Origin of the sequence: Rhodococcus sp. RD6.2, assembly GCF_001040705.1 — a bacterium.
Taxonomy (GTDB): Bacteria; Actinomycetota; Actinomycetes; order Mycobacteriales; family Mycobacteriaceae; genus Rhodococcus_G.
In genome coordinates this window covers 18,647-31,071 of the sequence record NZ_CVQP01000002.1, presented here as the reverse complement: position 1 = coordinate 31,071, position 12,425 = coordinate 18,647, and the positions used below count along the sequence as shown (strand labels likewise).

The 12,425-nt window shown below is 68.3% G+C and carries 12 protein-coding genes and 1 tRNA gene; 2 read left to right on the top strand and 11 right to left on the bottom strand.

Annotation, left to right across the window (positions count from 1 at the left end):
• The first annotated feature begins 98 nt into the window (after positions 1 to 98).
• Positions 99 to 1,388: a M1 family metallopeptidase gene (locus RHCRD62_RS04500; protein WP_050063675.1), complete on the top strand. Its 1,290-nt coding sequence runs from the start codon at positions 99 to 101 to the stop codon at positions 1,386 to 1,388.
• A 30-nt stretch (positions 1,389 to 1,418) separates the two neighbouring features.
• Here the strand turns inward: RHCRD62_RS04500 and RHCRD62_RS04495 are convergent, their stop codons facing one another.
• The 11 genes from RHCRD62_RS04495 to RHCRD62_RS04445 all read right to left on the bottom strand — a co-directional run bounded on the left by RHCRD62_RS04495 (position 1,419) and on the right by RHCRD62_RS04445 (position 11,707).
• Positions 1,419 to 1,799: a Zn-ribbon domain-containing OB-fold protein gene (locus RHCRD62_RS04495; RefSeq protein ID WP_172671004.1), complete on the bottom strand. Its 381-nt coding sequence runs from the start codon at positions 1,797 to 1,799 to the stop codon at positions 1,419 to 1,421.
• 144 nt (positions 1,800 to 1,943) lie between these two features.
• On the bottom strand, positions 1,944 to 4,256 hold the full coding sequence (locus RHCRD62_RS04490) for an ATP-binding protein (RefSeq protein WP_050063517.1): 2,313 nt from the start codon (positions 4,254 to 4,256) through the stop codon (positions 1,944 to 1,946).
• A gap of 101 nt (positions 4,257 to 4,357) precedes the next feature.
• Complete coding sequence (locus RHCRD62_RS04485; protein ID WP_050063516.1) at positions 4,358 to 5,641, bottom strand: MFS transporter; 1,284 nt, start codon at positions 5,639 to 5,641, stop codon at positions 4,358 to 4,360.
• Positions 5,638 to 6,300: a GntR family transcriptional regulator gene (locus RHCRD62_RS04480; RefSeq protein ID WP_050063515.1), complete on the bottom strand. Its 663-nt coding sequence runs from the start codon at positions 6,298 to 6,300 to the stop codon at positions 5,638 to 5,640. The genes RHCRD62_RS04485 and RHCRD62_RS04480 overlap by 4 nt, the downstream gene beginning before the upstream one ends.
• 58 nt (positions 6,301 to 6,358) lie before the next feature.
• Positions 6,359 to 6,553: a hypothetical protein gene (locus tag RHCRD62_RS04475; RefSeq protein ID WP_050063514.1), complete on the bottom strand. Its 195-nt coding sequence runs from the start codon at positions 6,551 to 6,553 to the stop codon at positions 6,359 to 6,361.
• A gap of 183 nt (positions 6,554 to 6,736) precedes the next feature.
• Positions 6,737 to 7,183 (bottom strand): DUF2752 domain-containing protein, encoded by a 447-nt coding sequence (locus tag RHCRD62_RS04470; RefSeq protein ID WP_050063513.1) that lies wholly within the window; start codon positions 7,181 to 7,183, stop codon positions 6,737 to 6,739.
• A complete protein-coding gene (locus RHCRD62_RS04465) occupies positions 7,180 to 7,926 on the bottom strand; it encodes an RDD family protein (protein ID WP_253277196.1) in 747 nt (248 codons plus the stop codon). Before RHCRD62_RS04465 ends, RHCRD62_RS04470 begins: the two co-directional genes overlap by 4 nt.
• Positions 7,927 to 8,241: 315 nt before the next feature.
• On the bottom strand, positions 8,242 to 8,850 hold the full coding sequence (locus RHCRD62_RS04460; protein WP_050063512.1) for a DUF4352 domain-containing protein: 609 nt from the start codon (positions 8,848 to 8,850) through the stop codon (positions 8,242 to 8,244).
• A gap of 87 nt (positions 8,851 to 8,937) precedes the next feature.
• Positions 8,938 to 9,010 (bottom strand) — tRNA-Thr (locus RHCRD62_RS04455).
• Positions 9,011 to 9,078: 68 nt separating this feature from the next.
• Complete coding sequence (locus RHCRD62_RS04450) at positions 9,079 to 10,287, bottom strand: DNA polymerase III subunit delta' (protein WP_050063511.1); 1,209 nt, start codon at positions 10,285 to 10,287, stop codon at positions 9,079 to 9,081.
• A gap of 52 nt (positions 10,288 to 10,339) precedes the next feature.
• Positions 10,340 to 11,707: a cytochrome P450 gene (locus tag RHCRD62_RS04445; RefSeq protein ID WP_050063510.1), complete on the bottom strand. Its 1,368-nt coding sequence runs from the start codon at positions 11,705 to 11,707 to the stop codon at positions 10,340 to 10,342.
• Positions 11,708 to 11,827: 120 nt separating this feature from the next.
• On the opposite strand from RHCRD62_RS04445, the gene RHCRD62_RS04440 reads away from it, so the two are divergent.
• On the top strand, positions 11,828 to 12,424 hold the full coding sequence (locus RHCRD62_RS04440; protein WP_050063509.1) for a TetR/AcrR family transcriptional regulator: 597 nt from the start codon (positions 11,828 to 11,830) through the stop codon (positions 12,422 to 12,424).
• Position 12,425: the final 1 nt, after the last annotated feature.

Below are 12,425 nucleotides of genomic sequence, written 5' to 3'. Positions count from 1 at the left end.
GCGGTGCAGGCAAGTCCGCTGCCACCGGCGGTACTGCCAAAGCCGTTGCCGCCGGCGGCGCAGGCAACAAGTTCTACGAGGAGCCGATCGACCCGTACATGCCGAAGGCGGGCAACCGGGGCTACCGCGTGTCGCGCTACGAACTGGACCTGACGTACAAGGTCGCGAGCAACCGACTGTCGGGGAAGGCGATCATCACAGCGGCAACGACGCAGACGCGCAACAAGTTCGCCTTCGACCTGTCGCAGACACTGGCCGTGTCCAAGGTGACGGTCAACGGTTCACGCGCCGCCAAGTACACGCACCAGAACGGCAAGCTCACCATCACACCCGCCCAGAAGATCCCGTCGGGCGGAGCACTGTCGGTGACGGTCCAGTACTCAGGCACCCCGAAGCCGGTCCGCGGGCCGTGGGGCGAGGTCGGCTGGGAGGAGCTGAGCGAGGGCGCCCTCGTCGCGAGCCAGCCCAATGGTGCGGCGTCCTGGTTCCCGTGCGACGACCATCCGAGCTCCAAGGCGAGTTATCAGATTTCGGTGACCACCGATTCTCCCTACCATGTGGTCGCCAATGGCGCGTTGGTGCGCAAGCAGATTCGCGCCAGCCACACGACCTGGGTGTACGAGCAGAGCGAGCCGATGGCGACGTATCTGGCGACCGTCCAGATCGGCCACTACGAACGGCGCCGGGTCGCCGACAACACGTCGGTGCCGATGCACGCCGTGCTGCCGCAGCGTCTGCGCACCCGATTCGACCACGACTTCGGACGTCAGCCGAAGATGATGGAGACGTTCATCCGACTGTTCGGACCGTATCCGTTCGCCGATTACACCGTTGTCGTCACCGACGATGAACTCGAGATTCCTGTTGAGTCACAGGGAATTTCCGTGTTCGGCGCGAACCATTGCGACGGCAGGCGCGGATCGGAGCGGCTCGTCGCTCACGAACTGGCGCACCAATGGTTCGGCAACAGCCTCACGCTCGGCGCGTGGCGAGACATCTGGCTGCACGAAGGATTCGCCTGTTACGCGGAGTGGCTGTGGGCGGAGAACTCCGGCGGCCCCACCGCCCGGGAGATCGCAGTCCAGGTGCATCGGACACAGTCGGGGCTGCCGTACGACCTCGTGCTCGGCGATCCGGGACCGACGCTGATGTTCGACGACCGGGTCTACAAGCGGGGTGCGCTCACCGTGCACGCGCTGCGCACGGAACTCGGCGACGACAACTTCTTCGCGCTGCTCCACAGGTGGACCGCCAAGCACCGGTACGGAACCGTCACGACCGAGGACTTCACGGACCTGGCGGCGCACTTCGCCGATCACTCGCTCCGGCCGCTGTGGGACGGCTGGCTGTTCGACAGGAACCTGCCCGCGCTCCGGGACGGAGCCTGAGCCACCCGCGCACGTACGCGCAACCTCGGATCAGGCCGCGCAGACGAAGTACGGGTACCGCTCCCCCGGCTCCTCGTGGGCGAACCGGACGCGGACCCGGGCATCGGACCGCGCGGGCGGGCGCCCTTCGATCCACGCATACGTCCACGGTCCGTCGTCGAGTTCGACGATCGCGATGGTGCAGGGCACCTCGACCGCGGCCGGGCCGCGTCGTGGGCGGCTGGTGACGACCGTGCTCGAGACGATCGACCCGACGCCGCACGACGGGACGCGGGACAGCGAGGTTCCGCCGCAGTCCGAGCAGTGAGCGCTGCCCGGAGCGGACAGCGCGCTGCAGTCGTCGCAACTGCGGAGCATCAGACGGTCAGCCGCGACGTGGGGAAGAACGGCGACATGTGAGCCTTCGATCATCGAACGCACCTCTGCCTGGAGCACTGGAACTGTCATGTTCCATGTTCCCGATCGATGCACCGATCGACGACGGCAGAAGTACCCGTTCGCATACCTGTTTTTCCCGGCAGGGCGCCGTACCCGAATCTCCACCGGTGGCCATTTCTAGTGGTCGGAGCGCTTTCGCTGCTTCTGCTCGGCGACCCAGGCCGCGAGCTGACTGCGCGACCGGAACCCGAGTTTGGTCAGCGCGTGCTCCACATGACCCTCGACCGTCCGGGGCGAGATGACCAGTCGCTCCGCGATGGCCCGGTTGGTGAGACCGTCGGCGACAAGGTCCGCGACCTGCCGTTCGCGGCGCGTCAGGTCGTCGGCCGGCGCGGCCACGTCGACGGTGGCCTCCCGGAGCGCGTACGCGACCGAATCCTCGGTGCTCGACTCCAGTCCGCGCCGGAACGCCGCCGCGTACGCGGCCACGCCGAGCGCGCGGGTCGTCCGCTCGACACAGTCGTCGTGGAAGGCGCGCATCGCCAGTACGTTCACGCTGCCGCTGCCCACGGCGTTCCACATCGACTGAGCCGATCCCAGCAGCACCGCCGCTCGCTGAGGCTCCCCGTCCGCCTCTGCGACCCAGGCCAGCGCCTCGACCGCCACCGTTGTCCCCAGGAGGTCGCCGATATCCCTTTCGAGGCGCACGACCTGGTCGAGGAGTGTCCGCGCCCGGTCGCGATCGGTTCGTACGAGCGCCAAGCCGAGCACGAGGAGGCAGTACGCGCGGTAGACCGAGTCGTCGTGCGCCTCCGCGATGGCCAGCGCCTCCTCCTGGTATCGCACCGCCCGGTCGACGTCGCCCAGGATCCCGGCCGCCAGACCGATACCGAGCAGCGCCGACACCAGCCGCAGCGGATCGCTGGCACGGAAGACGTCGAGGCAGGCGGCGAACCGGTCCAGCGCTCCGCTCACGTCACCGGAGAACAACGCGAAGTATCCTTCGGCGTGCGCGAACTGCGCATCGATGACCGGATCTCCCACGGCTGCAGCGACGGCGCGCGCCTCGTCGAGGCTGGCGCCCGCCGCATCCGTTCTGCCCTCGTTGCTGGAAAGCAGGATGTACGCGCACAGCGCACGCGCCCGCACGGCAGTCGCCTCGCCACCCTGATGGGCAAGCGCCCGCTCCAACCAGTACCGGCCCTCCTCCAACTGGCCACGGGACAACGCGTAGGGCCACATCGCGGTCGCGATCCGCAAGCCGGACTCGGCCTCCATCGGATCGGCGAGACAGAACTCCATCGCCGCCCGCAGATTGGGGCGTTCGCTGTGCAGCCGGGCGAGCCATTCGGCCTGCCCCGGACCGAGCAGTTCCTCCTCGACCGGCACCACGAACGCCTCGTACCAATCGCGGTGGCGACGGCGCAGGCGGGGACCGTCACCGGTCAACTCGAGCTTCTCCCGCCCGTAGTCGCGGAGTGTCTCGAGCATCCGGTAGCCCACTCCGCCTGCCTCCTCGTCCCGGATCAGGATGGACTTGTCCACCAGGGACGTCACCACGTCGAGCAGTTCGTGGGACGCGAGCGTCTCGGCGCAGATCGCCTCGGCCGCATCCAGTTCGAACCGCCCACTGAACACCGCCAACCGACTCCACGCCGCCTGCTCCCGCGGGGTGCACAGGTCGTGGCTCCAGTCGATGCACAACCGCAGGGTCTGTTGCCGCGTCGGCACTTCCCTGCCACCCGCACTGAGCAGCATGAACATGTCCGCGAGGCGCTGAACGATCTGATCCGGGGACATCGCGCGCAGCCTTGCCGCGGCCAGTTCGATCGGGAGTGGCAGCCCGTCGAGGCGCTGACAGATCCGGGTCACCGCGGCGCGGTTGGTGTCGTTGAGGTCGAAACCGGGAACCACAGCGCCCGCACGTTCCTCGAACAGCGTCACCGCCTCGGAGTGAATCAAGCCCCGACGGCGAGGGTGATCCGGGTCGGGTACACCGAGCGGCGGCACGCGGAGCACCGTTTCCCCGGTCACCCCGAGTGGTTCGCGGCTGGTGGCGAGGATGTGCAGATTCCGGCAGCTCCGCAGCAGGCGGCCGGCAAGTTCGGCGACGGCGGCGACGAGGTGCTCGCAGTTGTCGAGGACCAGCATCAGGTTTCGATCCCCGATGTGGTCGACGACGGAATCATGCTGCCCCGGCATTATCTCCCGGATCCCGAGTGCGGCCGCGACCGCGTTCTCGACGAGCTCCGGTGCCGACAACCCGCCGAATTCGACGAGCCACACGCCATCCGCGAACGAGCGTTGCGATTCGTGCGCCACTCGCAGCGCCAAACGTGTCTTGCCGACGCCGCCGATCCCGGTGAGGGTGACCAGCCGGGAGGAGGCAAGGCAGCGCCGCGCCTCGGTCACCTCGCGGCGCCGACCGACGAAACTGGTCAGCTCGTGGGGTAGGTTCCCGACGCTCCGCGCCGCGGACGATGCGACCACGGCACCTCACTCTCACGTTCCCCACCCGCAACGCTACGCCCGGCAATGTGGCCGCGTGGTCGCCGAAAGGTCGCGATCAGCCCACGATCCGGGCGCACGCCCTAACGATCCGGATTCCCTCTGTCACTGCTTGTTTCCGGGAGATGCGCCCGGCTGTTACCGATCACCAGCACCAGACTCGCAGCGGCCACGGCCGCTCCGAACAGGAACATCACCGGATACCCCACCGCGGGCCAGTTCTCGACGACCAGCGCGAGGATCGCCGGAATCGCGAATCCGATGTACGTCAGCGAATAGAACACCGCGGTCAGCCCGGCGAGGTCGTCGGGTCGCGCAATGCGCTGGATCTCCTGCAGCCCGGACACCAGCGCCATGCCATATCCGCAGCCGAGGACCGCGGCCGCGAGCACTGCCAGCGGCACGGTCAACCGGCCGGCGGCGACAGCGCCCAGCACCATGCCGACCACCAGAAAGGACAGTGCGACGATCACGGCACGAGCGCTGCGTGGGGTGTCGATGCGCCGTCCGAGCGCCTGGATCGCGAACCCGCAGCCCAACGCGACAACGCACAGGAGTGCGGAGAACGCGATGGGACGGCCGCCGCTGTGGTCCGCCATCAGCGCGGGCATGACGGCATACGCACAGCTCGCCGCGCCGAACACCCACGGCGCCACCGGGGCGATGACCAGCCAGAACCTGCGGTGGGACGCGGCCGGGATCTTCAGGTCGTCGATCAGCGGCGCCCGCTCACCCACAGGGGTCGCCGGGCGCGATTCGGGTGCCGCGACCAGCGCGATCCCGGCGCCGATGGTGATCGTGATGTGCAGTGCGTACGCCAGTCCGCTCGGCCACGGCGCCCACTGTGCAAGCACACCCGCAGTTCCCGCACCGATCGCGAACCCGGCCGTCAGGCTCATCGCCGCGCGTCTGGCGCCCGCGCCGGGCCCGGCGGCGGTGTCCCACGGCGGCACCGACAGTTCCTTGAGCCAGCTGCCACCGACCGCCATGCCGAGCCCGAGCGCGATCCCGCTGAGGATGCGTCCGATCACGAGCAGCAGCGCGCTATCCGCACCGAACGCCAGCACGAGAGAACCCGCGGCGGCGATGACGGGCGCAGGGAGCATGACCGGACGGCGACCCAGCCGGTCCGACAGGGGTCCGCCCAGCAACAGTGCAGGCACGATGCCGAGCACGTACGCGAACAGGAAGGCGTCGACGACGACCGGCGAGAACCCGTGGTCGAGCCGGTACATGACGAGCAAGGGCGTGAACTCGTTGCCGCCCCAGGCCACGGCGAACATGGCCGCCGAGACCAGCGCCCACGGCGCGATCCGCGACCGCGACGGGGTCGGGGTGTCGACGGCAGTGTCACACTGGACGCTCATCGCGCACCGTCCTCGGTGGCGATCGGGAGTCCGTGGACGCGGCGCATGTGGGCGTCGTCGGATGCGGTGAAGGCGTCGGTGTCGCCAGCCTCGATCAGGTCGGCGAGACGGGTGTGGTCGTCGATGATCGATTGCAACTGCCGGGGGTCGCGGACCAGGGACTTGGCCGTCATCCGGCGCTGACGCTCGCGCAGACCGATGTAGAAGGTCACCAGCAGCGGGTTCCCGCCCGCACGGACGATCAGCCCGTGGAAGTCGGCGTCGAGGCCGCTGAACTCGGCGACGTCGGCGTTCACTGCAGCCGCTCGCTGGGAGTCGAGGTTGGCGCGCAGCGCTTCGACCAGGTCGGTGCGCAGGTGTGCCGGGCCGCGAACGACCGCGTGCGCGGCATCGGATTCGAGGAGCAGACGCGCCGCGAGAACATGCTCGGTCTCGCCGTCGGCGACCGGGACGACGAGCGCGCCGCGCTTCGGGAACAGCCTCATCCAGCCTTCGGCCTCGAGACGCAGAAAGGCCTCACGGACGGGGGTGCGACTCGTCCCCATCTCGGACGCGATCTCGCCCTCGCTGATCAGCTCACCGCCGGGGAGGGTCGCGGACAGGATCCGCTCCTTGACCTCCAAGTAGACCTGCTCGGACGCGGAACGCAACTTAGACACAAGATGTATTTATACGCTAGGCGAAAGAAATCCGGCAGGGTGGGGTGGGCGCTCGGAACTAGGGAACCCAGTACTTGGCGGCGAGCTCCTCGATCACCGGGTCGCCGTCCTGAGCGCGATCGAGGACGGCGAGATCGTCGTCGAGCGAAATGAGGCGCGGATCGTCTTCAGCACGCTCCGACGGCCCACCGCCGTCCTCGGCGATCTGGCGCAACAACTTCTCACGGACCCGGTCACGCAGTGATTCGGCCATGATTGAGCATGGTCCGTTCTCGTGCCTGTGTCGAGAGCGGTGGCGTGGTGGTGCGTTACTCGTCGCGCTTGCCGAAGACGCGCCGCGCCACCGGGATCAGCATGACGAGCGCGCCGATCAGCACGATCAGCGAGAAGATCTGCATGGCCATCGAATTCCTCCTCGGATTCGCACGGTCGAGGGTCAGCCGGGTGCGAGGACCGAACCCCACGGGGTGTTGCGGACGACGGTGAAAACGGCGAGTGCACCGAGCACGACCGCTGTCGCGACAGGCCCCAACACGATCATCCTCCCGTTCTCGCCCCGCCACCGCTTCCCCACCCATCGCACCCACGCAACGGCGAGGACCAGTACCAGAGGCAGCACGAACACGTTGCTCGACAGCGACGCCACCACGTCACCGTGGGTGAGGTGGTGGACCGCGCGCAGGCCGCCGCAGCCCGGACACCACAGCCCGGTCAGCGCCTGGAACGGGCACAGCCCGTAGGCCCCCGGCCGGTGTGGGTCACGCACGTACAGCAGCGTTGCCCCGGCCAGCGCCGCGGCGGCGACCGCGACCGGGCCCGCCCAGCGTCTGGGGCCGGCACGCCCGGTCGGTGCCGCGGTGTCGAGTTCGCCAGTCGTGCTCACGCCGTCCGGATCACCACCGTCGAGACCAGCATGTCGTGCCAGCACCGTTTGCGTTCCTCCCACAGCGGCCACAGGAAATTCAGGAAGCACAGATCGCCGAGGACGACGAGCAGCAGCCACCGGACGAAGGCCATTCCCGCGCCGAGCGGTCGCCCGTCGACCTCCCGCACGACCGCGATGTCCATCCACGACTTCGCCACGGTCTGCCCTGTGCGCCCCTGACGGAAGACGTTGTTCCACACCACGAGCGCCACCGCGAGCAGGAACCCCGCGACCATGATCGCGATTCCGGCACCGTTGACGCCGTCCAGGTTCGTCGTCGTCTCATCGTAGTAGTCACCGCTGTAGGTGACGGTGGTGGAACTGGCGTCCTTGAAGGCGAGAAACGCGCCGATCCCCGCGATCACGTATCCGACGAGGGGAATGACGATGCCGTCCAGCAGGTAGGCCGCGAACCGAGACGCCCACGACGCGTACGGGTAGACGGGCATCGGCCGCGCCGCGTACTGCGGCGGATAGCCGGGCGGCGGGTAACCCTGCTGTGGATAGCCGGGCGGCGGGTAACCCTGCTGTGGGTAACCCTGCTGCGGAGGACCTTGCTGCGGGTAGCCCTGTTGCGGAGGGCCCTGTTGCGGAGGGCCCTGCTGCGGAGGGCCCTGCTGCGGAGGGCCGTGCTGCGGAAAGCCGGGCGGCGGCTGCGCCGGGCCCGGGGACTGCGCGTCCGGGTGTTCGGGATCGGTCATCACAACCATCCTTTCCGTCCCGGGATGTCCGGTAGTGGAAAGGTAGCCCGAATCTGTGCACCCTGCCGGTCAAGTTGTCCACAGCTGTGGAACGAACAACTCACACGGCCTGGTCAGGGTGTGGACAGACTGTGAATAACTGTGGATAGTGCCCAGGATCACTGGAGCTAAACGTTCCCGACCTGCGCACATCCGTTCGTTCGTACCTGTTGACAACTTTTCTTCCGGCACCGATCGGGCAAACTCGACCGGGCTTCGTCCGTGGTCACCGGACCGCCCGGCCGAGTTGTCCACAGGCACTGACTGCAGGTGCCGTCAGCTCACCGACAGATCGACAACCGTCACGGCTGTCGGATCCGGACCTGCCTCGTTGAGGAAGGCGAAGAGCCTCGGCACCGCATCGGCGGGAACCTCGAACACCCACCGGATCTCACCGCCGGCGCCGGGCGCGACCTGGTCGCCGCACGGCCGGTTGCCCTGCACCGACTCGAGGTCGTCGATCACGTTGTGCTGCCGCTTCTGTGTGTCGAGAAGTCGGGTTCCGATCGTCGTGCCGCAACTCAGGTCGATCGGGGTGGTCGTTCCGTTCGCGATGTCGGCGTCGAGGACGACGAACTGCTGACCTTCGGGCGCCGTCCGATCGCCGTATCCGCCCGTGCCATCCGAGACCGCGACGGCAGGCACCGTCTCGACCGACGCGATCGTCACCGTGAGCCCGCCGTTGTCGACGGGTTCCCCCACTTTGAACACGCCAGGCGTGCCCGACGGCTGAGCTGCCGTGGACGTCGCCGCCGCTGTCGTCGCCTGAGTGGCCGTGTCCCCTTGGGTGGCCGTGTCCCCCTGGGTGGCCGGCGAGTCGTCGCTGCCGCACCCCGCCACGAACAGCATTCCGAGACCGACCGCCGCCACCATCAGCTTCTTCACCCCGGCAGGCTAACCAGCGGCAAGGCAATCAGGTTCGAGAAACCAGAAAACCCCAGGTGACTTGTACTCTCACCTGGGGTTTCGCTGAGCTGCCTGAGAGAATCGAACTCTCGACCTTTTCATTACGAGTGAAATGCTCTACCGACTGAGCTAAGGCAGCGCGCCCGGCCTGTCGACCGAGCAACGGAAGTCTAACGGCTCGGCCTCGGAATACGAAAACGGGGTCCGTCAGCCCAGCTCGGCGCCGAGCTTCGCCATCATGGCCGCCACCGCGAACTGGGGTTTCACGTTGGTGTCGAGCGCCTCGCGGCAGTCGAGCACCGCCTCGATGCAGCGCAGTAGTGCGTCGGGACTGCCGACGCCTGCCATCTTCCTGGCCTGATCGGCGCGGTCGGGATGGTTCGCCGTCGCGGACGATCCGAAGGCCGCGGCGAGTGCGTCCCGGTACAGGCCCGCGAGGTCGATCAGCGCCCGATCGAGTGCGTCGCGCTTCATCCGTGTCTCGCGTGACTTCTGTCTGCGCTCGAGGTCCTTGAGCACACCGGCCGACCCGCGCAGGGCACCGGCCGCGCCCTTGCCCGTGCCACCTGCCCCGAGGGCGGTGCGCAGTTCCTCGGTTTCGCGGTCGTTGATCTCGGTGTTGAGTTCCTTGGCCTCGACCTCGAGTTCGCGGACCAGTTCCTCGGCGAGGGAGTAGCGCGTCGACCACCTCGTCGCGGCCGACGCGAGGCCGAGCCCCTGGTCGCGTCGGCGCCGGGCGGCCTCGTCGGTGGCCAGCCTGCGGGCCCTCCCGACATGGCCTCCGCTGATCCGCGCCGCATCGAGCGCGGTCTGCTCGTCGAGCCCATCACGCTCGCGCAGCACCCCGGCGATCGCCTCGACCGAGGGGGTGACCAGCCCCACGTGCCTGCACCGCGACCGCAGGGTCACCGAGATGTCCTCGGGGTCGACGGACGGCGCGCACAGCAGGAACACCGTCCGCTCCGGTGGTTCCTCGACGACCTTCAGGAGTGCGTTCGCGGCGCCTTCGGTGAGGCGGTCGGCGTCCTCGATGATCATCACCTGCCAGCGTCCTGTGCTGGGTCGCCGCGCCGCGGTCTGCACGATCTCGCGCATCTCCTTGACGCTGATGCTCAGGCCCTCGGGGATCACTCGGCGCACGTCGCCGTGGGTGCCCGCGAGAACTGTGGTGCAGGCATGGCACTGCCCGCAGCCGGGGACGCCGTCGCTCGTGCACTGGAGGGCTGCGGCGAAGCACAGCGCGCCGACCGAGCGACCCGACCCGGGCGGGCCGGTGAACAGCCACGAGTGCGTCATCCGGGAGCCGGAACCCTCGGGGGCGGTCGCGTCGACGCTGCCTCGCGCCGCAGTGGCGGCAGCGATCAGCCCGACCTCGACTTCGTGCTGGCCCACCAGCCGATCGAACACTCCCGCCATGCGCCCACCCTATCGAGCGGCCACGACAACGTGTCAGCGGCGCACGAGGTCGTCAGCGGCGCACGAGGTCGATCGGCTGACCGTCGCTGGGGAACGGCAGCGAATGGTTGTTGATCGGCGCGACGTAACCGGGGTCGACCCGCCATTCGTACCCACGCAGCAGGTGGTGCATGACGGCCTTCACCTCGCCGCCCGCGAAATGCATCCCGAGGCACTTGTGCACGCCGCCGCCGAAGGGCTCCCATGCGTAGTGGTGGGAACGGTCCTCCCGACGCTCCGGCCCGAACCGCTCGGGGTCGAAGCGTTGCGGGTCGGTCCAGTACGCGTCCATCATGTGCGAGAACTGCGGTGTCACCACGACGTCGGTACCTGCGGGAATGCGGATGCCGCGCACCTCGACGTCGGTCATGCTGCGGCGCACGACGACCGGCACCGGTGGCCGCAGTCGCAGGCACTCCTTCATCACGAGGTCGAGCGATTCCAGCGCCTCCAGTTCGGCGAGTGTGGGCCGCGGCCCGAGCGCGAGCGATTCGTCCCGGCACCGCTGCTGCCAGTCGGGATGCTGGCCGAGGTACTGGAGCATCGCCGACAGGGTGCTCGTCGAGGTGTCGTGCGCGGCCATCAGCAGAAAGATCATGTGGTTGACGACGTCGTCGTCGCTGAAGCGTTCGCCGGCCTCACTCTCGATGTGGCACAGCACGGAGAAGAGATCGTCGGTGCGGGTCGCGCGGCGCGACGGCAGGTAGTGGCGGAAGAACCGTTCGAGCCTGCGCCTGCCGCGGTGCGCGCGACCCCAGCGGGTCAGCGGGATGTCGAGGCGGACGATCCCCGCCGCCGACTGGACGCAGTCGATGAACGCCCGGTTGATGCGGTCCATCTCTGCCGGGGTGGTGTCGGGCGCCCCACCCATGAATGTGTCGGTGGCGATGGACAGTGTCAACTGTTTGAGCGCGGGGTAGGCCTTGAATCCCTTGGTGCTCCCCCACTTTTCGAGTGCCGTCTCGATCGCGGGGTGCATCGCCGTCGTGTAGGCGTCGAGGCGCGCGCGGGCGAACGCCTGCTGCATGATGCGCCGGTGCAGGAGGTGCTCGTCGAAGTCGAGGAACATCAACCCGCGCCGGAAGAACGGACCCACCACGTAGGTCCACGCCGGACCGTTGGCGAAGGCCTTGCTCCGGTTCAGAAGGATCTCCTCGCACGCGTCGGGACCGAGCGCGACGACCCAGGTGCGGCCGATCATCCGGATCGGGGTGATCTCGCCGTAGTGGTCCCACTGCCGCTCGAACATGACCATCGGCGACCGGGCGTAGTCGAGCGCGCGACCCAGCACGGGCATCCCGCGGTCGGCGCGGCGGATCGGCGGCAGGTCCCGTGCGGGCGACTCCGCGGTATCGGAAAGGCGACTCGACGATCCGACCATCGCAAACTCCCCCTTCGGTGCCGTGTACAGGCCAAACGAGTGTGATCGGCACCACTATCATTCAGGAAGGATGCTCTGTCAATATGTGGCCCGCGACGTCGTCGTGCAAGGCTGTTCGGCATGGCCGTGCAGTCGGGTACATACCGCGGAGTGAGCGCCGAGGACCGCGCTGCCCAGCGTCGATCCCGTCTACTCGACGCGACGCTGTCCGTCTGGTCCGGCGACGAACGCGTCACGATGACGCGGATCTGCGCCGAAGCCGGCCTCAGCGAGCGCTACTTCTACGAAAGTTTCCGCACCGTCGACGACGCCCTGACCGCGGTGATGGAGACGATCGCCACCGAGATCGAGCAGACGAGCACGGCAGCAGCCGACGCCGCGGGAGACGACCTCACCGCCCGCGTTCGCGCATCCGTCCTCGCCTTCGTCGCCCTCGTCGAACGTGACCCGAGGAAGGGGCGGGTCGCGATCATCGAGTCCGTCGCGATCCCCGCACTGCGCCGGCGTCGCACCCAACTGCTCCGCCACTTCGGACACCTCGCAGCCGAGGAAACGCACGGAAAGTGGGGCACCGGCGATGAGAACCGCAACCGCAGCGAGATCGCGGGCCTGCTGTTCATCGGCGGCATGGCCGAACTGGTCACGGCCTGGCTCGACGGCGCCGTCGAGGTGACCGGCGAGGAACTGGCCGACGCCGTCGCCCTCATGTTCACCTGAT

Coding starts and splice junctions, on each gene's coding strand:
- RHCRD62_RS04500 (WP_050063675.1), top strand. CDS start 99: ATGCCGAAGGCGGGCAACCGGGGCTACCGCGTGTCGCGCTACGAACTG.
- RHCRD62_RS04450 (WP_050063511.1), bottom strand. CDS start 10,287: ATGGCGGGAGTGTTCGATCGGCTGGTGGGCCAGCACGAAGTCGAGGTC.
- RHCRD62_RS04485 (WP_050063516.1), bottom strand. CDS start 5,641: ATGAGCGTCCAGTGTGACACTGCCGTCGACACCCCGACCCCGTCGCGG.
- RHCRD62_RS04465 (WP_253277196.1), bottom strand. CDS start 7,926: ATGACCGATCCCGAACACCCGGACGCGCAGTCCCCGGGCCCGGCGCAG.
- RHCRD62_RS04440 (WP_050063509.1), top strand. CDS start 11,828: ATGGCCGTGCAGTCGGGTACATACCGCGGAGTGAGCGCCGAGGACCGC.
- RHCRD62_RS04495 (WP_172671004.1), bottom strand. CDS start 1,799: ATGATCGAAGGCTCACATGTCGCCGTTCTTCCCCACGTCGCGGCTGAC.
- RHCRD62_RS04445 (WP_050063510.1), bottom strand. CDS start 11,707: ATGGTCGGATCGTCGAGTCGCCTTTCCGATACCGCGGAGTCGCCCGCA.
- RHCRD62_RS04475 (WP_050063514.1), bottom strand. CDS start 6,553: ATGGCCGAATCACTGCGTGACCGGGTCCGTGAGAAGTTGTTGCGCCAG.